Source organism: Myxococcales bacterium (assembly GCA_016720545.1).
Classification (GTDB): Bacteria; Myxococcota_A; Polyangia; order Polyangiales; family Polyangiaceae; genus JAAFHV01.
Genome location: JADKKK010000004.1, coordinates 168,269 through 189,472 on the forward strand (window position 1 = coordinate 168,269; position 21,204 = coordinate 189,472).

The following is a 21,204-nucleotide window of genomic DNA, read 5'->3' on the forward strand; positions in this document are numbered from 1 at the left end:
CAAGTGAGCCCCGCAGGGGCGAACGAAGGTCGATGGCGGGCCCGAGCCTCGGGCGAGGTGTCGCCATGAAGCGACGGCGTGGCGTCGCGTATTGGTTGGGTCGTGCGTGGCTCGGGGCCTTCGGCTGGCGGGTCGAGGGCGAGGCGCCGGCCGTGCGCAAGGCCGTGGTGGTGGCGGCGCCCCACACGTCTGCCTGGGACTGGCCATTTACCCTGGCGACCGCCGCGGTGCTCGGCGTGGAGATGCGCTGGGTGGGCAAGCACACCCTCTTCGAGAACCCGCTCATGGGACGCTTCATGCGCTGGACCGGCGGTCTCCCGGTGGACCGCGCCAAGACCAAAGACATGGTCACGAAGGTGGCCGACCTGCTCCGCGCGCACGACGATCTCTTCCTCATCGTCGCGCCCGAGGGCACGCGCCGCCGCGCCGACCGCTGGAAGACCGGCTTCTACTACATGGCCCGCGCGGCCGACGTTCCGGTGGTGCTCGGGTACCTCGACTACGCCAAGAAGACCTCGGGTCTCGGCACGCTCTTCTACCCGACCGGCGACCTGCACAAGGACATGCGGCAGATTCGTGCATTTTACAAAGATGTCACGGGCAAGCACCCGGAGCGCACGAGCGAGGTCTCGGTCGGCATGGAGCCGGCGCTGCGCCCCGGTCTCTTCGGGCAGACGCCGCGGTGGGGCACGGCGTAGCGAGGGCGGGCTCCCGTCGGGTGGCAGCGGCCCGTCGTAGCAGCGCGCACGCCGTCAGGGGGGGCACGTGGCGAGCGATCGAATCCAATCGTCGACGAGCAGCGCGCCTTGGGCGTCCACCTGCCGGGTCGCGAGCGGCGGCATGCGGCATGCGGCGGGTGCGCGCATTCGCAGGGACAAGAGCGACGTCGCCGGTTTGCTCGGATCGAGGACCTTCGCGCCTGCGACGCCGAGATCGCCCGCGACCGGGGTGGCCCCACACATACGGCTGCCGGCCAGGGTGGAGGCGTAGAGGAAATCGAAGTTGCCGCGCGCGGTACCGCCCGGCCGGTGGCAGTTCGAGCAGTTCGAGTGAAGGTACGAGCGCGCGCGCGCCTCCAAGCTTCCAGCTGAAGCTTCGAAGGGTGGGGGATAGGCCACGAGCGTGGCCGGGTCGGGCAGCGGTGCCGTCAAGAAGCCCGCGCGGTCCAGCGTCCGGAGCTGGTTCGAGATGCGGTTGGTGGAGGGGTACACGCCGTCGCCGTTGAGCTGCCCGAGCTCGAGCCCCAGGGAGCGGCCCGCCGCCGCCGTGTGGCAGCGGAAGCAGTCACCTCGGCTCGGGTAGGTCCACGCAGTGGTCCCCACGGTCTTGACCTTGCCGGCGGGCAGCAGGGTCGCGTCGGTCTCCGTGTCGTTCCACTCGTAGCTGTACCCACCCCACTCGCCGTCGTCGTGGCGAGCGAAGAGGCGAGTCTCCACGAGCTTGCCAGCGATACGGAAGCTCTTTGCCAATACCGTGCCGATGGGGAAGTCGAAGTCTCCCGACGCCGTGACGGTGATTTTTGCGCCGTCCGGGATCGCGAAGTAGCGCTCCTTCTCGGCCCCGTCGGACCAAAAGGGGCTGTTCGGCGAATAGGGAATCATCGCAGAGACGGGCAGCTTCGGGTTGCTCTTCTGGAAGCAGCCCGTGTCGGAGAGCTTCTCGGGAAAAGTGGTGGTCGCGGGTGGTCCGGGCTCTTCGTCGATCGCGTACACCTCGTTCGTGTAGGCGAGCAAGTAGACCTCCTTCGCGTCGTCTTCCACGATCGCGACGACGGGCTCCAGGGGGAAGTCCGGGACCTCTTGCGTCCACGACGCCACGCCCGTGGCGGGATCGGTGCGGAGCGAGAACAGCTTGCTGAGCACGTCGGCGAAGAGGACCTGTCCGACGCGCCCCGGCATTTTCGCGCCGCGGTAGACGGGGCCGCCGACGATCGCCACGGCGAACGCGTCGGCGTGGGGGAGCGAGACGATAGGGTCCTCGAGCCCCGCGGTGCTGCAGGTCGCGCCCGGCGGGAAACACTCAGGGCCCTCGCGCCGACTCCACCCGTAGTTGCCCCCCGCCACGACCTTGTTGAGCTCTTCCCAGGTGTCCTCGCCGACGTCGCCGACCCACACGTCCCCCGTCACGGAGTCGATGCTGAAGCGATAGGGGTTTCGGAAGCCGTAGGCGAACGTCGCCGGCTCGCCGCCCCCGGCCTTCCACGGGTTCCCGTCCGGAATGGAGTACGCGTTTGGCGGGCTCGGAGTGTCGACGTCGATCCTCAAGAGTTTGGAGAAGAAGGTGTCCTTGCGTTGCCCGTTGCCGAGCGGGTCGTTTTGCCCGCCCCCGTCGCCGAAGCTCGCGTACAGGAGGCCGTCGGGGCCGAAGTGCAGATCTCCCCCGTTGTGGTTCGAGGCTGGCTGCTCGAAGGGCCCCAGGACGATCGTCGGCGGCCCGAACGTGACCCCGTTGTCGGTGGACCGGAGGCGCACGATGAGGGACTCCATTCCCAGGACGCCGGCGCGCGTGTAGGACACGTACGCGAACCCGTTCTGGGCGAAGCGCGGGTGGAACGCGAGGCCGAGCGCGCCACCCTCGCCCTCCGTGTCCGTGTCGGGGAAGGTCGCGACCACGGTCTTCGAGGTCGCGCCCGGCCCGGCGACGGAGACGAGCCTGCCGCCGCGCTCGAGGAAGAAGAACCGCGTTCGGTCGCCCGGGATCTGGGCCATCGCCAGGGGTTCGACCAGACCCGCGCTCGCGAAGACGCGTGTCAGGCGCAGCGAGCGGGTCGGCGCGGCGGGCCGGGTCGGCAGCCGGCACGTGGGGTTCGCCGGGCGAGCGTCGAGGCCGAACGGCGCACGCGTGGGGCCGACCGCGCCGTCGCTCGTGTCGGGCTTGGCGTCTGCGACCGTCGCGTCAGCCGCGTCGGCCGCGTCGGAACCGGGCGGCGTCACCGTCGCGTCGGTCACGGCGCCGCCCTCGGCCGCGCCGCCGTCGCCGCCGCCCGGCGCGGTGTCACCGCACGCGCCCGCCGTGCCTGACGCGACGACCGCCGCGAGGAGGGGGCCTGCAACCCGAAGACCGGCACGTCGGTGAGCACTCGCCCGCATCCGGAGAGGCTTTCACGGAGCGCCTGCGTGGACAACGCGTATTGCGGTGTCAGTAGGGCGCGCGGTTGATCGTGAAAGGCTGGGGCGCGGTCGACGACACGGTGACCTGGATCGGCTGCGCGGCGCCGCCGGGCTCGACCTCCACGCGGAGGATGTTCTGCTCGGCCCACGGTCGGTCCATCCGCCACACGTGCCCGTCGCCCATGAGGTGCAGCACCGGCTTCCCCCACGCGCCCACGGCCGCTCGGTAGCGTGTCATGAAGGGCGCGTGGTTCGCTGTGGGTTCGGCGTGCGCGAAGAGCACCATCGCGTACGCGGAGGCGCCGTGCAGCGCGAGTTGGGTATCGATCCACGTGGCGTCGTCGGCGAGCCGAGTCGCCCACTCGGCGGCGTCGTGCACGCGCCCACCGACCAGGTTGATCCCGATGAACAACACGCCCTGATCGACCCACGCGAAGTTCTCGTCGCGCGTGGCCTGTCGAGCCACGACGGGCGCGGCAGGCCAGAGAGACTCGAAGCGCCCGAAGGAGCCGGTCCAGTAGCCCCACGCGGTGTCGGGGTCGGCGCAGTCGTTCCACTCGTTGTCGCCGGGGATGATGAACGTAGGCGCCGTGAGCGCGCGGAGGAAGCCCGCCACCTTCAGGTACACGGCCTGGTCGCACGCCGTGGACCCCGACTTGATGTCACCGACGTGCACCATGAACGAGGAGGGGCTCAGCATGTTGTGGGCGACGATCTGCGCCTGGAGCGTCGGATCGTCGGCGGCGGTGTAGGGCACGTCGCCCATCACCGAGAAGACGACGGGCCTCGGCGGCCCAGCGTCGACGACGACGTCGGGAGCCGCGTCTTGGGCGTCGAGGGCGGCGTCGGGGGTCGCGTCCGGGGCTGCGTCCAGGGCATCGGGCGCGTCGGGGGCGGCGTCGGAGGCGCCCGGGCCCGCGTCGCGCGAGCCGTCGGTCGGCGCGTCCGCGGGCGCCGGCGCGTAAGCGTCGAGTGGAGAGGGCGTCACTTCGGCGGCGTCCGCGCCGCCCGGGGCAGGGAGCGGCTCCTCCGTTCCGCACGCGCTCGGCGCGCCGAGCGCGACGCCCAGCACCCCAGCCCACCCCCCAGCCCACCCCCCAGCCCACCCCCCAGCCCACCCCAACGCGCGTCGACGGTTCATAGGACCTCTCGTGAGCCCTCGCGAGCGTAGCACCGCCCGGCGCTTGCGTCGCGCGTCGCGCGAACGAGCCTGGAGGCCTGCTACGGTGTGCGTATGCGTCTCACAGCGCCTGCGCTCCGCACGACGCGCGGCTTCGCGCGCGACGAGAAGCTCGCGCCGGCGGTCGGGATCGGTGGGTCGTGAACGACGAAGGCACTCCGGATCGCGCAGCCCGCGCACGCCTGCCGGCGACCGTGCTGCTGCTTGGCCTCACGAGCTTCCTCACCGACGTGGGCACGGAGATGGTCTTCCCGCTGCTGCCCGCGTTCGTCGCGGCCCTCGGCGCGAGCCCCACGTTCTTCGGACTCGTCGAGGGCCTCGCCGACGCCGTGGCGAGCCTCCTCAAGCTCGCCGCGGGCGCGCTCGTCGACCGCGCGCCCGCGAAGAAGCCGCTCGTGCTCGTGGGCTATGGACTCTCTGCGCTCGTGCGTCCGCTGATGGCGCTCGCCACCGCGCCCTGGCACGTGCTCGGCGTACGCCTGGCGGACCGCGTCGGGAAGGGGATCCGCTCGGCGCCTCGCGACGTGCTCCTCGCGAGCGCCGTCCCCGCGAGCGAGTCTGGGCGCGCGTTCGGCTTCCACCGGGCGATGGACCACGCCGGCGCCGTGGTCGGACCGCTCGTCGCTGCCGGCCTCCTCGCGTCGGGGCTCTCCGTGCGGAGCGTGTTCTTGTGTGCGTTGGTCCCCGGAGCGCTCTCCGTCGTCGCGGTCTTGGCCCTGCGCGAGCGCGCGAGCCCCGGCGGGGAGAGCGCGCCGCAGGAGGGAGCGCTCCCCTCGGAGACCGCCGCTCCGAGCGCGCCCCGGCTGCCGACGCGGCTGCGCGTCGCGCTTGGCATCTTGGGGGTCTTCGCGCTCGGCAACTCGTCCGACGCGTTCTTGCTCCTCCGAGCGCGGGAGTTAGGCGTCTCGCTGGCGTCGCTGCCGCTGCTCTGGACGGCGCTTCATGTCTCGAAGCTCGCGAGCTCGGCGCTCGGCGGCGATCTGTCCGACCGGGTGCCGCGGGCGCGTCTCATCGTCGCGGGGTGGCTCGTCTACTCGGTGACCTACCTTGGCTTCGGGCTCGCGACGCGACCGTGGCACGTGTGGGGCCTCTTCGTGGTCTACGGCACCTATTACGGCCTCACGGAGCCCGCGGAGAAGGCGCTGGTGAAGGACCTCGCGCCAGTGGCCCTGCGAGGTCGCGCGTACGGCCTCTACCACTTCCTGGTGGGCATCGCGGCGGTGCCCGCCGGCGTGCTCACGGGGGCACTCTGGCAGGCGCGCGGGCCGCTGACGGCGCTCGGCGCGGGCGCCGCGCTCGCTGCCGTCTCCGCGGTGGCGATGATGGCGTGGGAGCGAGGGAGGCCGCGCTGATGCGCGGAGCCGCTACTCGCCGATCTCGTGCGCCATCACGTCGCGAGGGCTCCGGAAGAACTGCGTCGGCGAGTAGGCGCCGAGGTTCGACACGCGCGAGGTGTAAATGCACGCGTACTCGTCAACCTGCTTTCCGAAGCTCGACTGCTCGTTGCCGTCCTTCATGAGGGAGCCCCAGTAGGCGTGGAAGCGCGCGTCGGCGCGGCGCTCGATCGCCAGCGACTCGGACTCCACGTGGCGAAGCACGCCGCGGATGCGCTCGACCGCGCGCTTCACGCGGGCGCGCTCGGCCTCGAGCCTGTCGCTCGGATCCCGGTCGAGCTGCCGAGCGAGATCCTTGATGCGCGCCTGATAAAAGCGCAGATCGTCCTCGTGACGCTCGCGCAGCTCCTCGAGGCGCGAGAGGGTCTCGAGGTCGTCGCGGCACGACTCGTAGGCCGAGACCTCGGTCTCGAGCTCCTGGATGATCATGGCCGTGCGCCAGGCCGAGTCCTTCTTCGACCGGAGGATGTCGCCGTAAATGTGATCGCCCACGTAGAGCACCTGATCGCCCGCGACGCCCATCGCGCGTTCGAGCTCCTGCAGGTTGCCTCCCTCGTAGACCTTTCCCCGCTCGAGCGGGAGGGCCGCCGGCTTCGTGCGGTCGCCCTCGTGCTCCAGCAGCGGTCGCCGCTCCTGGAAGAAGGCGGGCTTGGTCGCCGCGACGATGACGACGTCGAAGAAGTTCCGCCACGACGGGTACTCGTTCATGCTGCCGCCGAGCAGGTACGTCATCATGCGCTCGGTGTAGGCCCATCGCGAGTTGGTCAGCAGGAAGAGGCGCTTGCCCGAGCTCCGTAGCTTGTGGAGCGTCGGCGCGAGGTCCGCGTCGCGGAGCACGAAGCGGGGAAGATCGGCGGCGATGGCGTCCAGGATCGTGCCGTCCCGGTGCGCCTCGTCGATGCACTCTCGGATATCGGTGAAGAGCTTCGCGTAGTCGACCGCGAACCCTCGGTCCTCGAGAGCCTGCACGAGCGACGCGTAGGTCACCGCCTCGCTGAGCGCGTAGAGCGTGTCGATCCAGTGGTAGCGCGGGGTAGCCGGGCGGATCTTCTTCGAGTGATAGAGCGCGCGGATCTCGTCGCGCGACAGCTCGCGGAAGCCGTGGAAGCCCTTGCTCACGTTCTTGTAGCGGTCCATCTTCAGGACGTGCCCGAAGCGCTTGTCGATGAGCAGCCCGCGCACGGCGAAGTCGGTCGGCACCGTGACGCTCTGGATGAATTCGGGGTACCCGCGCGCGATGAGCTTCTTGAGGGTCGCCTCGATCGACAGACGGTCCATCTCGGCTTGGTTGTAGATGGCGAGCGTGTAGTCCATGTCGAAGCCGACCCACGCGATGTGCGCGAGCCGCAGGTTGCGATTGCAGAATACACGTTGTTGCCGCGCGATGCGCGGAGGCCGGTCGCGGGTGAGGAAGTCGTCGAGCGGCAGGAAGAGCTGCCCGCCGGTCCCGGCGGCGTCGGGCGTCGCGCCGCCTGCGTCGCGCCGGAGCCTCGCGGTCGCGTCGCCGCTCCCGGTCGCGCCGCTCTCGGACGCGGCCTTGTCGTCGTTGGTCATCCTGTCGGTTCTCGCATTCTCGGGTTCGCCCCTGCGCAGGCTGGCCGCCTGCGCCCTCCCGTGGGCCTGCGCGGAGCGCCGCAGGCAGCGCGCTCAGGATCCCACGGCGCTCGAGCTCTTTCAAGTCGAGCGGCCTCGGCCCGTTCGCGCGGTGCGGTGCGCTGGGAAGTGCTACACGGGCGAGATGGGCCCCCTCGTCGTCCTCCGCTCCGGTGACGTGCCTCCTCCCATCGCCGCGCGTCGCGGCGAGTACCTGGGCTGGTTCCGCGGTCACGTGGGGGACGCGTGGCCCGGCGCCGATGCGTGGGTCGAGCACGACGTCCGCGTCGACGCGCCGCTGCCCGATCCCCGCGCCGTCGCCGGCTTCGTCCTCACGGGCTCGAGCCACAGCGTCACCGAGCGCGCCCCCTGGATGCTCCGCTACGAAGCGTACCTCCGCGAGTGCGTCGCGGCCGACGCGCCGGTCCTCGGGGTCTGCTTCGGCCACCAGATCCTCGCCCAGGCGCTCGGTGGGCACGTCACGCAGAACCCCCGCGGGCGAGAGATGGGGACCCGCGTCGCGCGTCGCCTCGGCGACGATCCGCTCTTCGCGGGCCTTGGCGCCGCGTTCTCCGTGAACACCACTCATGTCGACACGGTCGCGCGGCTGCCGAGGGGCGCGCGGATCCTCGCCACCACCGCGCTGGAGCCCCACGCCGCCTTCGCGCTCGCCGAGCACCCGCGCGTGCGCGCGGTGCAGTTTCACCCCGAGATAGACGGCGACGCCATGCGCCAGTGGGTCACGTTGCGGAGACCGCTCCTCGAGGCGGAGGGCCTCGACGCCGACGCCATCCTCTCCGAGGCCACAGACACGCCTGCGGGCGTCTCCGTGCTCCGCAACTTCGTGACAGAGTTGGTGGCTCGTCCCTAGCGCTGCCCGCGAGCGCGCCGCGACCCTACGCCAGGGGTCGCCACCACGCCTTCACGTGGTCCCACGCGTTCATGCGGACCCGCAGCGCCTTCGCCGCCGGCACTGCGGCGCGCTTCATGCCGAGCGCGTCACCGGGGGCCACGACGAACCCGTAGCGCGTGCGCACGTAGATGCGGGCCGCCTCCGCGAGCGGCGAGTGGGGCTCCACCGGGGGTGCCGGCGATTGGGGCGGAGGCGCCTCGGGTGTCCCCTCCGGGGTCGGCGGGGCGACCGCGCGCTCGACGAACTGCTCGACGGAGTCGGAGGCGAGCGGGAGGGTGCCGGCGTCCTCTGCGGCGATCCTCACGTACTCCCACAGGTTCTCGATGCGCTCGCTCGGTGGGGTGGGGAAGATCGGGGTCACGAGGTGGCTCGTCAGCAGCGCGCGCTTCACCGGCCGATAGAAGAGCGCGAGGAGCAGCAGCGGCCAGAGCGTCTGCGCGGCCGACTTCGCCGAGCTCGCGGCGCGCTGCATGGCCTGGCGGATCGCCTCTTCATCGAACTTGGGGCCGCGGGGGCTCGGGCGTGGCTCCCCTCCGTCGGACGGTTCGCTGGGTTCTTCGGTCGGCTTGCCCGCGTGCTGGTGGCCCTTGCGATCGCCCTTGCCCGTGCGCCAAAGGTAGGGCGCGAGCACCGCGGTGAAGGCGAACACGAGGAGCGCCGCGCCGAGCAGCGGCAGGACGTTCTTCCGCGGCAGCGCCGAGACCGTCGCCTTCTTCTGGACGCGCCGCGACGTCGCCCCCGAGAGCGACTCCCAGATCGAGACGCGCATCGCCTGCTTCGACGCCATGAAGAAGAGCAGCCCCACGAGGAAGCCCCCAAGCAGGAGCAGCGGGATTGGCATCCACGCGCTCATCTTGCTCTCTTCCCACTTCGAGACGCGACCCTCGTTGTTGAGGATGATCATCACCGCGCCTATCCACCCGACGGACGGCCAGAACGCGCCGAGCAGCTCGAACCGGTGGTGCAGCGAGAGCATCCCGCTCGGGAGGGCGAAGCAGAAGAAGAAGGTCCCGATGAGGAGCACCTTCGGCAGATCGACGTGCCCGAGCAGGCCGACGTAGACACCCACCCACATCAGGAAGAAGCCCGCCATGAGCACCGGAATGGTGCGAAAGCGGAGCAGCGCGATGAACTGCCCGGTCACGAGCCCCGCGAGGCCCGCGAGCACGGCCCCAATGACCTCGAGGGAGTCACCCCGCTCGTACGAGATGATCGTGAGAACGAAGGCGCCGAACCCGAACACCGCGAAGAGGAAGTAGGCGAGCAGGGGACGCCACGCGAGCTTCACCGACTCGAGGAGCGACGGGTGCCAGTGGCCGACGGGCGTGGTCATGTCCCCTCCAGCGCGAGGTTCGGTCCGGCACGCCGGAGCCGCAGGACGTGCGCACCTCGCGCGTGCGACAGCTGCGTGGCGTAGCGAGCGCCCTCCGCGGCGCGCGCGGCGGCGACGTTGGGCGAGGGCTTCCCCTTGAAGAGCCCGAGCAGGTCGGTGCGATTGTCGTCCGCGCCGACGGGATACTTGAAGAACAGGAGCTTCCCGAGGGCGCTCAGCTCCTTCTGCGTCGCCATGATCTCGCGCGGGTCGATCACGGACGGATCGGCGTAGATCACGCTCGCGCCTGGTCCGATCGCTTGCGCGGCGGGGCCGAACCCTGCGCTCACGAAGATGGCGGACATGTCGCCGCCCGGGCGGGGGAAGGCGTCGAGCGGGAAGTGATTCTGCCAAGCCACGTCTGCGCCGAGGGCCCGCCACTTCCGCTCCTCGCCTCGCTTCGCGACCATCTCGTGGAGCTGGACGGTGCCTCCTGGGCCGCGCGCGGCGACCGCGAGGCTCACCTTCTCGCCGCGCTTCGCCAGGGTGTGCGCCAGCGCGATCCACCCTTCGACGAGGAGATCGAGCAGGGCCTCGAGGTGCTCCTCGCGGGCACCGTCGGCCTCGGGGAGGTAGCTGTCGAGCACGAGCAGCACCTTGCGCGGCGCATACGGCACCGACTCGGGCACGCGCACCTGGAGCTGACCCGTGTTGACGCTGAGCTTCCAGTGGACGCGGCGGAGGTCGTCGCCGGGGAGGTAGGCGCGCACGCCGTAGTGCTCCTCGGTCGGGCGGCGCGAGAGCATGCTGAGCGAGCCCTCTGCCTTGGCCAAGGAGCGCGGCTTCTTGTCGAGCTGAAGGGGGCGCAGCCGCGGAAGCGCCCGGAGGCTCGCCACCGCGCGCGCCGCGACCCGCACGCGGGTGAGGCCGAGCACGTCCTCGTACCAGATCTCGGCGGGCCCAAGCTCGTACACCCCGCGCGGCGTGCGCGGGAGGGGGGCCGACACGGTGGTGTCGGTGCGAGAGACCGATCGGTCCAGCGCGAAGCGCGTGTCGCCGCCGAGCCTGCGGGGAAGCGTCTCTTCGATGTGGAGGCGAAAGCCCGGCGGGACCGGGATACGGGCGAGCGTGAAGCGCTCGACCACGGCGTCGCCGGCGTCGACTACCGCGGGCTGCAGCTCGCGCTCGATGGAGCCGCGGCCTCGCCTCACCCGGTCGTCGAAGGCCCGCACGCTGAACGCGGACACCAGGGTCGCGGCGGTCGCGAAGAGGTAGTTCAGGCCGAGGCCCGCGACCGCGATGACGCCCAGCTGCGCCCACTTTGCCGAGAGCGCGAGCCCGACGGCGATGAGGGAGGTGATGGCGAGCGAGATGCCGCGGGCGGTCATCACGCGCACGTGGCGATCGAGGGCCTCCACGAGCGCGGTGAACGGCGGCTTGCCGGCGACGCGCAGCGCTCGCCGCTCGCGGCCCACCTTGACCGAGATGCCCACGAGCTGGGCGAAGAAGAGGGGGGTGGTTAAGTATGCGAAATACGTCGCAAATTCGCCGCCCGAGTCCTGTACCTCGCTCGTGTCGAAGACCATCGACGAGAGCCCGCCCACCGCCCACGGGAGCAGGAAGAGGAGGAGGCCGTGGAAGCCGGCGCGGAGCAGCTTGAAGAACGTCATGCGGGGGCCGGCACACGCTCGGTGCACTGCGCCACGAACTCGCGCCCCACCTGAGAGTCGGCGGTGAGGACGCGGTGGCCGAGCACGTCGGGCGCGAGCACCTTGACGTCCTCCACGGCGACGAAGGCGCGGCCCTCGAAGAGCGCCCTGGCCTGGCAGGCGCGCGCGAGCAGGAGCGTCGATCGAGGCGAGACCGACCGGAGGTTGCGGTGGTCCGAGCGCAGCGCCCGCATGATGGCCACGAGGTACCTGCGGATTTCCGGCGAGACGTAGATCCGCGGGACGGTCTGCTGCCAGAGGAGCACGTCTTCCTTCGTGACGACCGGCGTCACCTCGGACAGCGCGGCGGTGGCGCCCAGGTGGACCTCGAGCATCTTGGTCTCGGCGAGCTCGTCCGGGTAGCCGACCGAGAGCATCATCATGAAGCGGTCGAGCTGCGCGGCGGGGAGCGGGTAGGTGCCCTCGTCGTCGAGCGGGTTCATCGTCGCGATCGTGATGAACGGCGCCTCGAGCTTGTGGGTGGTGCCCTCCACGGTGACCTGGCGCTCCTCCATCACCTCGAGCAGCGCCGACTGGGTCTTCGGTGGCGCGCGGTTGATCTCGTCGCCGAGCAGCACGTTGGTGAACACCGGCCCCGGCTGAAACGTGAACGTCTTCTGACGCATGTCGAAGATGTTCGCGCCGGATACGTCCATCGGGAGCAGATCGGGGGTGAACTGGATGCGCTTGAACTTCGCCGCGACGCTCGCCGCGAAGGCGCGCGCGAGCACGGTCTTGCCCACCCCGGGGACGTCTCGGAAGAGCACGTGCCCGCTCGCGGCGACGCACCAGAGGACGCGCGCGATGACGTCGTCCTTGCCCAGGATGACCGAGCGCATCGAGGCCATGACGGCGCGGAACTGCTGCTGAAGGTGAGAAGCGTCGAAGGCCGGGTTGGCGGGCGCGACGTGAGGAGGCATGGCGTTCAAGGGTCGGGTTTCTCCCATCGGGAAGAGAGCAGGAAGCGTCGTATCCGAAGCCAGAACTGTCGGCCCGCCGAGGCCTGCGCGTGTTCGTATCCCCAGAGCCAGGTCTCGACCTTCTCCTCCGGGACGCGCCACGCCGCCGCGTACGCGCGTACCACCCTGAGCTCGGCCTCGTCCCCGAGGCCGTCCACCGCGGCGAGCTCGCACATGAGCTCGACGATCTTCTCCCGCCGCTCCTTCGGGACGTACCGCGCGGCCTCGGCCGGCGTGTACACGCGGAACTCGTCGTCCTGGAGGGGCGCCATGCCCTCGGTCGCGAGGAACGCGTCGACGAAGGCGCGCTCCGCCGCGTGCACCTCGCCGTCGGCAGCGACGACCGACACGAGCGGGAACAGAATGGCGCGGGGCGGCGCGGACTGGGGCGGCGCGTCGTCGAGGGGGCCGGGAGGGGGCGGGGGAGGCGGGGCCGCCTCGGCCTGCGCATGCGCAGGGGAGTCCGGGGATGTGCGCGCGCGCGCGGGAGGCGCGAGAGGCGCGTGGGGAGCGTGAGGCGTGGGCCAGGCGCCGTCCGCCACCGGTGCGCCGCCGTTGGGCGGCGGGATCGTGCTCGGCACGACGCGGAAGGGCGGGGCGCGCTGGCTCTTCGGGCGGCTCGGGGCCTCGGGGCTCGGCGCGCTCGCGCTCCCGCCGCCGGCGCGGCCCCCCAGCGAGAACGGATCGGCGAGGGTCTCGAGCGGCCTCTGCGCGAGGACGAGATCCATCAGCGCGTCGAGGTCGGGCGCGACGAACGTGGCCGAGACGAGCGCGGCCAGATCGGGGAAACCGTCGCGGACGGCCCAGGCGTCGAGCTGCGTCACCAGCGCCTCCCGCGAGCGGAGATCGGTCGCGCCGCGCTCGTCCAGCAGCGCTGCGTGCGCGCCGCACGCCGCGCATCGGCGCACGTCGAGGGCCTCGGGGGCGAGCTCCTCGAGGCACGCGGGGCAGCGGTTGCCCTGCACGAGCGAGAGGTCCCTCGCGAGCTGCGCGGCCGCGACGCGGCCCACCTTGGTGACGCCGCACAGCTTGCACCACACCCGCGCCGGCACACCGAAGCGACACGCCGCGATACGCGCGTCGTAGGTCTCGACGAGGCCGCCTTCGAGGAGGCAGTGAGGGCAGTCGTCGAGCAGCTCGACAGCGGAACCACGCATCTCGTGAGATGGTATCGGGTTCTCGCGCGCGCTGTCATGGAGTCGCGCCGCGCGGGGCGCATCGTGCCCGACCGCGCCTACACCCCCCCCTGTCGCACGACCTCGCCCGCGCGTTCTTCGCGGCTCGTCGTGTGACGCCTTGCGCGTGGGTCGCTTCGAGCCCACCCTTGCACTGCACCACGCCGGTGCAACGCGCGCCCTTCGGGGGACGTGCGGCCTGACCATGCCGACCCCGCGCTCCACACCCGCCACGCTCGGCCCGAGGCTCCCCGGCCTCCCCGGCCTCCCCGGCCTGGCGCTCGCGGCGCTGCTTGGCTTCTTCGTTGCCCACACCGGGGCGGCGCGGGCCGAGCAGGCCTCGACCGGCGACGGCGACAACCGCGTCCGAATCGCTCAGCTCCTTCGGCTTGGGCGCAGCCACACACCCGAGGCCCGCGCCGAGCTCGAGCGAGCGCTCCAGGATCCCGCAGAGGCGGTCCGGCTCGCGGCCAGCGTCGCCCTCGTCGCCCTCGCCGATCCCGCGGCGGTCCCCGCGATCGAGCGGCGCCTCGCGGTCGAGACCTCGCCTCGCGTCCGGGAGCGCCTCCACGGCGCGCGCGCCGACCTCCGGGCGATGGCGCTCAAGCGCGCGAGGTTCGTCCTGCAGGTCGGGAGGATGGTGAACGCCACGAGCAACACGAACCCCGCGCTCTCGGCCGTGATGGCGACCACGACGCGCGCGCGCGCCTCGTTCGTTGCCGGGGCCGTGCTGCTAGAGGGGCCCGCCGACCCGCTCTACGCGAGCGCGGTCGACCGCAAGCTCCCGGTCCTCCTGCTCGATGGGCAGCTCTCGCGCTTGGCGCGGTCGAGCGCCCCTGGTGGGGTCTCGCTCGCCGCGCACGTGGAGATCGTCGTCAGGGCGGTGCCGTCGCACGCGCTGAAGGCCACGCTCCGCGGGAGCTCCACGGGCACCGACACGCCAGCGGTCCTCACCAGCCAGGCGCGGCTCGCCGAGCTCGAGAGCCAGGTGGTCGGCAGCGCCGTCGAGAGCGCGCTCCGCGGCGCAGAGGGCGCGCTGGCGGGCGCGTCGAAGTAGCCGCGTCGGTGAGCGGCGTGCCCACGCCAGGCGACCCAAGGGGCAAGGCATGAACCTGAGGTGCGCCCCGAAGGGGCGAACGATGGTCGAAGGCGGGCCCGAGCCGCAGGCGAGGTCTCGCCTTGAACCGCCCGAGCCCCCGGTGGCGGTATAGGATGCACGCGTGCCTTCACCGCGCGTCCTCTTCGTGTCCAAGCCCGTCGCCCCCCCCTGGCACGACGGCTCGAAGAACCTGGTCCGCGACGTGGCCGCGCACCTGGAGCGCGTCACGCCGACGGTGATGAGCACCGAGGCCTTCGCGCGCGCGTCGAGCCTCCCGCCGCGGGTCCGCGTCGAGCCGGTGTACTCGGCGGCATCTCGGTTTACGCCGCCGTTCGCCGCGAACACTCGAGTGTTCGCGCGCCTGCTTCGCGGCGATCCACTGGACCTCTGGCACTTCATCTTCGCGCCCAACGCCGCGTCGTCGGGCGCCGCGCTCGCCGCCAAGCGCGTCCGCCGGCTCAGCGGCTTTCGCGGGCCCGTGGTGCAGACGGTGGCGAGCGCCCCGCGCACCTTCGAGGGGGTGTCGCGCCTGCTCTTCGGCGACCACATCATCGCCCTCAGCGAGTGGACCCGCCGACGACTCGTCGACGCGGGGGCGACCCGCGCGCCCATCCATGTCATCCCACCGTGCGCCGCGGCCCCGGCCGAGCCAGCCGAAGGGGTGGTCCGCGCTCTGCGCGCGCGGCACGACCTCCGCGGCAAGGTCGTGCTCTACCCGGGGGACTACGAGTTCTCCCAGGGCGCGCGGACGGTGGTCGCCGCGCTGCCCCGCGTCCTCGCCGAGGTGCCCAACCTCACGGCGGTGTTCGCCTGCCGCGCCAAGACGCCCCGCGCGGCGGTCGCGGAGGCGGAGCTGCAGCGCGAAGTCGAGCGCCTCGGCCTCGCCCCGCGGGTGCGGTACCTCGGGGAGGTGCCCGACATGCCGGCGCTCCTGCGCGCCAGCGACGTCGTCGCCTTCCCCGTCGACGATCTGTACGGCAAGGTCGACGTGCCGCTCGTGCTCCTCGAGGCCCTCGCGCTGGGCGTCCCCCTCGTGGTCGCCGCCGGGGGCCCGCTGGAGGAGCTCGCCCCCGCCGCCTCGGAGGTGCCACCCGGCGCGCCCGAGCGCCTCGCCGCGGCCGTCGTCGGCCTGCTCGCCCCCGGCGCCGCCCTCGAGGCGGCCAAGCTCGGGCGAACGCTCTACGGCGAGCGCTTCACCCCCTCCGTGGTCGCGCGCGCTCACGACGCCCTCTACGAGCGCGCGCTCGGCGTGGCGCCCGCCTGAGAGCGAGCGTGGCCGTCGTGGACGCCTCTCGCGTCGACCCGAGCGGGGGGCGTTCCCGCGCTCGCCAGGAAGTGGTAGACGCCCCTTGCCATGTTCGACAAGCCCGGCTCCGAGATCCGCTCCTCGTTCCTCGACTTTTTCCGGAAGCGCGGCCACGAGGTCTGCCCGTCCTCGAACATCGTGCCGCAGAACGATCCGACGCTGATGTTCACGGCCGCCGGGATGGTGCCGTTCAAGGACGTGTTCACCGGCAAGGAGACGCGCCCGTACACCCGCGCGACGTCCAGCCAGAAGTGCATTCGTATTTCCGGAAAACACAACGATCTCGAGAACGTGGGCGTGACCGCGCGTCACCACACCTTCTTCGAGATGCTCGGCAACTTCAGCTTCGGCGACTACTTCAAGGAGGAGGCCATCGTCCACGCGTGGGACCTCCTCGTGCGCGAGTGGGGCATCCCCCAGAACCGCCTCGTCATCACCGTGTTCGGCGGCGAGGGTGACCTCGCGGCCGACGACGACGCGCGGGGGCTCTGGCGGAAGGTGACCGGGCTCGGCGACGACCGCATCATCGGCATGGGCGCCAAGGACAACTTCTGGTCGATGGGCGACGTGGGCCCGTGCGGCCCGTGCACCGAGATCCATTTCTACACCGGCGACGGCGAGCCCACGCTCGGCACCTTCGGCGACGAGCCTGGCCCCGACGGAATCGGCTGGATGGAAATCTGGAACCTCGTGTTCATGCAGTTCGAGCGCAGGAAGGTGGAGGGCGGCTTCGCGATGGACGCGCTGCCCAAGCCCTGCGTCGACACGGGCGCCGGGCTCGAGCGCGCCGCGAGCGTGCTCCAGGGCAAGCGCTCGAACTACGACTCCGACCTCCTGCGAGCGCTCGTCGAGAAGGCGGCCGAGCTTGCGAAGAAGCCCTATGGCGGCACGCTCGGCGACGACGACGTGTCGATGCGGGTCATCGCCGATCACGCCCGCACCACGGCGTTCCTCATCGCGGAGGGCGTGTTCCCCGACCGCGGCGACCGGGAGTATGTGCTCCGCCGCGTCATGCGCCGCGCGATTCGCCACGGACACCGTCTCGGCATCCGCGAGCCCTTCTTGCACCACGTCGCGCTCGAGGTCGTCTCGCAGATGGGAGGCAGCTACCCGGAGCTCGTCGAGCGCCGATCCATCATCGCGAGCGTCGCCGAGCAAGAAGAGGTGCGCTTCCGCGAGACCATCGACCGCGGGCTGCGCATCCTCGACGACGAGATCGCCGGGCTCCGAGGGCGGGGCGAGGACACCCTCGCCGGCGACGTCGCGTTCAAGCTCTACGACACGTTCGGCTTCCCCCTGGACCTCACCTGCGTCATCGCGCGCGAGCGTGAGCTCTCGGTCGACCAGGAGGGCTACGACCGCGCCCTCGAGGCCCAGAAGGCGCGCAGCGAGGGCTCCAAGGTGGGCGACCGCGCGCTCGACGACGTGTGGCACGCCGTGAAGGAGCGCCTAGGCGCCGCGGCCTCCACCCGGTTTCTCGGCTACGACGCGGAGGAGGGCTCCTGCGCCGTGCTCGCGATCGTGAAAGACGGCGCCGAAATCGCGCGGGCCGAAGCGGGCGACGAGGTGGCGATCGTTCTCCACGCCACGCCGTTCTACGGCGAGTCCGGCGGCCAGCTGGGCGACGCGGGCGCGCTCACCTCCGCCGAGGCGGGCGGCGCGACGGTCACAGTGCGCGATACGCAGAAGCCTCTCGCGGGCCTGTTCGTGCATCATGCACGTATCGATGCCGGCGCCGTGGCCACGGGCGACACCCTGCGGGGCGCGGTCGAGCACGCGGCGCGATCGGCCACGCGGCGCAACCACTCGGCGACGCACCTGCTCCACTGGGCGCTCCGGACCGTGCTCGGCGAGCAGGCGACCCAGAAGGGCTCGCTCGTCGGCCCGGACCGCCTCCGCTTCGACTTCTCCCACGGCCGCGGCGTCTCGCAGGAAGAGATCGCGCGGATCGAAGGCCTCGTGAACGGGAAGATCCTCGGCAACGCGCCCGTCGTCACCGAGGTGCTCCCGATCGCCGAGGCGCGCGCCCGCGGCGCCGTCGCGATGTTCGGCGAGAAGTACGGCGACGTCGTGCGCGTGCTGACCATGACCCCCGACTCCGTCGAGCTCTGCGGTGGCACTCACGCGCGAGCGCTCGGTGAGATCGGGCTGTTCAAGGTGGTCTCCGAGGCCGGCATCGCGGCGGGCGTGCGGCGCATCGAGGCGGTCACGGGCGCGAACGCGCTCGCGTACGTCCAGCGGCTCGAAGCGCAGGTGCGGTCGGCGGCGGCGACGCTCAAGGCCTCTCCCGCGGAGCTCGGCGAGAAGCTCGACAAGCTCGTCCAGGGCTCGCGGGCGCTCGAGAAGGAGCTCGCCGACGCCAAGCGAAAGCTCGCGATGGGAGGCGGGGCGGCGGGCGGCACCTCCGGGGGTGGAGCCCTCGACGACCTGTCGGGGCGCGCGAGCGCGCGGTCGTTCGGGAAGGTGCTCGCCGCCCGCGTCGACGCGCCAGATGGCGCGGTTCTCCGCGAGATGGCCGAGAAGCTCCGGGACAAGCTCGGGGAGTCGATCGTGCTGCTCGGCTCGGTGAACGGACCGAAGGCGCAGCTCGTCTTGACCGTCTCCAAGGGGCTCATGGGCCGCTTCAAAGCGGGCGAGCTCATTCGCCCGGTCGCCGCGGTCGTTGGTGGCTCCGGCGGGGGTCGCCCCGACATGGCGCAGGCCGGCGGGACCCAAATCGACAAGCTCGATGAGGCCCTCGCGGCGCTCGACGCGCTCACTCAAGGGTAGCGGGCGCCCCAAATCGTAAAAAGAGCAAGAGCTGAAGAAACTGGCGTCTCCGCCGCTCCGGCGGCGGTGCGCTAGTCCCCTGGAGTCGTGGTTCGTATCAGAAGTCCGGTCTCGGTGTCATGCCGAGGAGCGAGGGGGTGCCCCGTTTTCGGCGGCGGCGGGCCCGTCCTCAACTCGGACGTCGTTCCGCGCGGTGGAGGCGGCGCTTTGCGCTCAGGGGACAGTGGTTTCGGGTGTGACCGCGCGAGAACGCCGACCCTCGAACATGAGTATCCTCCCACCGCCGCCGAAAACGGGACACCCCCTCGCTCCCTTGTGGCGAACGGCCGAACCCGCGCGAATTCTGGAAGGGATCACGCTTCCAGGGGACTAGCTTAGTTAGTTAGTTAGTTAGTTAGTTAGTTAGTGGTCGGCGGCATCGGCGGCGCTCGCGTGGCGACGGAGGCGCGCGCGGGCTTTCGCGAGGGGCCTGAACTGCTCCAGGGGCACCAGCCGCGCCGGACGCGGGCGGGCCCGCAGGAACGCCGCGACCTCCTCGCTCACCGGCACGCCGGACAAGTCGAGCCCGGTCAGCGCGCTGGTCACCACGCACGCGCGCTCGTACGACGAGCCCGACGCCTCGACGAAGACCACCATCCGCCCGTTCAGCTTGCAGGCGCCCCCACGTGACGGACCGCCACCCCGTGCCCGCCCGAGCTCGGCGCGGACCTCCACGCCGAGGGCGCGCGCTAGCGACTCGAGCGTCCGTAGGAGCGCGCCAGGGCCCATTTGAGGAAGGGTAGCATCTGCGCGTCGTCCGGCACGTTTTTGAACGAGGGCGGCGCTGAGCGTCAAGACGCCACCCTTCGACGCGGGTCGGAATTGCGGTTGCTTCGCGTCGAAGGATCGACGACGCTAGCGGTCTGACAGCGCCAGCTGTCGGACAGCGACCACCCGGCATGACCGAAACGCAGCGTACTTCGCCGCCACCCCCGATCTCGCACGGCACCGTCATCAACGAGCGGTACGAGATCTCCCAGAGCCTCGGGAAGGGAGGCATGGGGGAGGTGTTTCTCGCGTACGATCGGACGACCCACCAGAAGGTCGCGCTGAAGATCGTACGCGAGGAGGCACGCATGCCCGGCGACGACGAAGCGCTTCGGCAGGAGCTGCTCCACGCGCGCTCGGTGTCGAACCCCTTCGTGTGCCGCGTCCACGACCTGGTCCCCTCCGGCTATGGGCCCATCCTCGTGATGGAGCACATCACCGGGAAGACGCTCCACACCCATATTCGCCTGAAGAAGGCGCTCGGGGGGTACACCTCGGACGAGTTCCGCCGCATCGCGCACGAGGTCTCGTCGGGCGTCGCCGCGATCCACGCGCAGGGGCTCGTCCACGGCGACCTCAAGCCCGGCAACGTCATGGTCACGTCCAACCCGGACGGCTCCATCGGCAAGGCCATCGTCCTCGACTTCGGCTTCGCGAAAGAGCGCGCCCGCGCGAGCGCGCGTCGACCCGGGGCTCCGCCCGACGGCGGGACGCCCAACTACATGGCGCCCGAGCGCATTCGGTCCGGTGGCGCTTCGCAGGAGGACGACCTCTACGCGCTAGGCCTGACGCTGTGGGAGATGTGGACCTGCCGCGTGCCGGAGCCCGGGTACAAGCCCCGCGCCAAGCCGATGCGCAACCAGATCATGTTCGACGTGCCTTCGGGGCTGTCCGTCGACGAGATCAAGCAGATCTTCCGCTGCCTATCCGACGAGCCCACCCAGCGCATCCCAGCGCGCCACCTCCGGTTCTTCAACCCGGCTGCGCTCACCACGAGCGGCGTGCAGCTCCCACGCGAGCGCCTCGACCCCGGGCCCCCGCCCGGTCGCAGCGCCGCCACGAGCTTCCAGCCCGGGTCCCAGTCCTTGCTCACCACGTTCGCGACGAACTCGCCCGAGTACGTCGGTGAGCTCATCGCCCTCGACAAGCCGCAGATCTCCATCGGGCGTCGCACCGACGTCGACATCGTCGTGCCTGAGGCCACGGTGAGCGGACACCACGCGAACCTCCGGTGGAGCGCGGGGAGCTGGCAAATCGAGGATCAGGGCTCCACGAACGGTACCTACGTAGAGCACACGTACGAGCGCAAGAAGTCGGTCAATCTCATGCACTCGGGCGAGGTGCAGTTCGGCGAGCTGCGCTTCAAGCTCGTGAGCTTCCCGAAGGACTCCGCCGCGCACAAGCGCGCGCGCACCTACCTGGCGAAGCGCGACGGCCTCACCGGGCTCTACGCCACCGACTACCTGCTCAAGGCCGTCCAAGAAGAGGCCCAGTTCGCCGAGTGGGTGGAGCAGCCGCTCACCGTGGCGCGCTACGAGCTGCGCGGGCCGACACGCCAGGTATCGGAGCGGCCGACCATCCTCGAGATGCTCGCGCTGCGCCGCGCGGCGACCCGCGTCATCGAGCTGACCGACATGCTCTTGCTCTCGCTCATCGCCGTCACGGGCGGCAAGACCGGGCCGTTGCGGTTCGCGGTCGCGATGGTCGGGCCCGGCCCACACGAGGCGAAGAGCCTGGTCGAGCAGGTGGTGGGGCAGGTTCAAGGGATGCTCCCCGAGGGGCTCGATCTGCACGCGTCGATCGCGCGCCACGAGCCGGGCATGAACGTGCGCGCGCTCGTCGATCCAGCCTGAGTCGGCGCTGGCCAGTGGCGTAGAG

The 21,204-nt window shown here is 71.3% G+C and carries 15 protein-coding genes; 7 read left to right on the forward strand and 8 right to left on the reverse strand.

The annotated features are described in order from the left end of the window. The first annotated feature begins 65 nt into the window (after nucleotides 1-65). Nucleotides 66-698, forward strand: a complete 633-nt coding sequence (locus IPQ09_10455; protein ID MBL0194623.1) for a 1-acyl-sn-glycerol-3-phosphate acyltransferase — start codon at nucleotides 66-68, stop codon at nucleotides 696-698. Nucleotides 699-752: 54 nt separating this feature from the next. On the opposite strand, the gene IPQ09_10460 is transcribed toward IPQ09_10455, so the two are convergent. Further along, nucleotides 753-3,089 carry a PQQ-dependent sugar dehydrogenase gene (locus tag IPQ09_10460; protein MBL0194624.1) on the reverse strand — a complete coding sequence of 779 codons (2,337 nt, stop codon included), beginning with the start codon at nucleotides 3,087-3,089 and terminating at the stop codon, nucleotides 753-755. Between the two features lie 49 nt (nucleotides 3,090-3,138). Continuing rightward, entirely contained in the window at nucleotides 3,139-4,098 is a 960-nt protein-coding gene (locus IPQ09_10465; GenBank protein ID MBL0194625.1) for a hypothetical protein, read from the reverse strand. Nucleotides 4,099-4,532: 434 nt separating this feature from the next. Between IPQ09_10465 and IPQ09_10470 the strand changes: the two genes are divergently transcribed. Then, on the forward strand, nucleotides 4,533-5,642 hold the full coding sequence (locus IPQ09_10470; protein MBL0194626.1) for an MFS transporter: 1,110 nt from the start codon (nucleotides 4,533-4,535) through the stop codon (nucleotides 5,640-5,642). A 12-nt stretch (nucleotides 5,643-5,654) separates the two neighbouring features. On the opposite strand, the gene IPQ09_10475 is transcribed toward IPQ09_10470, so the two are convergent. Continuing rightward, entirely contained in the window at nucleotides 5,655-7,238 is a 1,584-nt protein-coding gene (locus IPQ09_10475) for an HAD-IG family 5'-nucleotidase (GenBank protein MBL0194627.1), read from the reverse strand. Nucleotides 7,239-7,422: 184 nt separating this feature from the next. Between IPQ09_10475 and IPQ09_10480 the strand changes: the two genes are divergently transcribed. Beyond that, a complete protein-coding gene (locus IPQ09_10480; protein MBL0194628.1) occupies nucleotides 7,423-8,148 on the forward strand; it encodes a glutamine amidotransferase in 726 nt (241 codons plus the stop codon). A 25-nt stretch (nucleotides 8,149-8,173) separates the two neighbouring features. On the opposite strand, the gene IPQ09_10485 is transcribed toward IPQ09_10480, so the two are convergent. Genes IPQ09_10485 through IPQ09_10500 form a run of 4 tightly spaced genes read right to left on the reverse strand, consistent with a single transcriptional unit; the run spans nucleotide 8,174 to nucleotide 13,327 of the window. Further along, the gene (locus IPQ09_10485; protein MBL0194629.1) at nucleotides 8,174-9,523 is read right to left on the reverse strand and encodes a hypothetical protein; all 1,350 of its coding nucleotides are present in this window, start codon (nucleotides 9,521-9,523) and stop codon (nucleotides 8,174-8,176) included. Beyond that, nucleotides 9,520-11,172, reverse strand: coding sequence for a DUF58 domain-containing protein (locus IPQ09_10490; protein ID MBL0194630.1), 1,653 nt, complete (start codon nucleotides 11,170-11,172; stop codon nucleotides 9,520-9,522). Before IPQ09_10490 ends, IPQ09_10485 begins: the two co-directional genes overlap by 4 nt. Beyond that, nucleotides 11,169-12,131, reverse strand: a complete 963-nt coding sequence (locus IPQ09_10495; protein MBL0194631.1) for a MoxR family ATPase — start codon at nucleotides 12,129-12,131, stop codon at nucleotides 11,169-11,171. The genes IPQ09_10490 and IPQ09_10495 overlap by 4 nt, the downstream gene beginning before the upstream one ends. A gap of 5 nt (nucleotides 12,132-12,136) precedes the next feature. Further along, nucleotides 12,137-13,327, reverse strand: coding sequence for a TerB family tellurite resistance protein (locus IPQ09_10500; protein ID MBL0194632.1), 1,191 nt, complete (start codon nucleotides 13,325-13,327; stop codon nucleotides 12,137-12,139). A gap of 223 nt (nucleotides 13,328-13,550) precedes the next feature. Between IPQ09_10500 and IPQ09_10505 the strand changes: the two genes are divergently transcribed. The 3 genes from IPQ09_10505 (at nucleotide 13,551) to alaS (ending at nucleotide 18,519) form a co-directional block, all read left to right on the forward strand. Then, nucleotides 13,551-14,402: a HEAT repeat domain-containing protein gene (locus IPQ09_10505; protein ID MBL0194633.1), complete on the forward strand. Its 852-nt coding sequence runs from the start codon at nucleotides 13,551-13,553 to the stop codon at nucleotides 14,400-14,402. 163 nt (nucleotides 14,403-14,565) lie between these two features. Then, nucleotides 14,566-15,708, forward strand: coding sequence for a glycosyltransferase family 4 protein (locus IPQ09_10510; protein MBL0194634.1), 1,143 nt, complete (start codon nucleotides 14,566-14,568; stop codon nucleotides 15,706-15,708). A 90-nt stretch (nucleotides 15,709-15,798) separates the two neighbouring features. Next, nucleotides 15,799-18,519, forward strand: a complete 2,721-nt coding sequence (gene alaS / locus IPQ09_10515; protein MBL0194635.1) for an alanine--tRNA ligase — start codon at nucleotides 15,799-15,801, stop codon at nucleotides 18,517-18,519. A 402-nt stretch (nucleotides 18,520-18,921) separates the two neighbouring features. On the opposite strand, the gene IPQ09_10520 is transcribed toward alaS, so the two are convergent. Beyond that, on the reverse strand, nucleotides 18,922-19,287 hold the full coding sequence (locus IPQ09_10520) for a hypothetical protein (GenBank protein ID MBL0194636.1): 366 nt from the start codon (nucleotides 19,285-19,287) through the stop codon (nucleotides 18,922-18,924). A gap of 170 nt (nucleotides 19,288-19,457) precedes the next feature. Here IPQ09_10520 and IPQ09_10525 point away from each other — a divergent pair, with 170 nt between their 5' ends. After that, entirely contained in the window at nucleotides 19,458-21,179 is a 1,722-nt protein-coding gene (locus tag IPQ09_10525; GenBank protein MBL0194637.1) for a protein kinase, read from the forward strand. The last annotated feature ends 25 nt before the right edge of the window (nucleotides 21,180-21,204 follow it).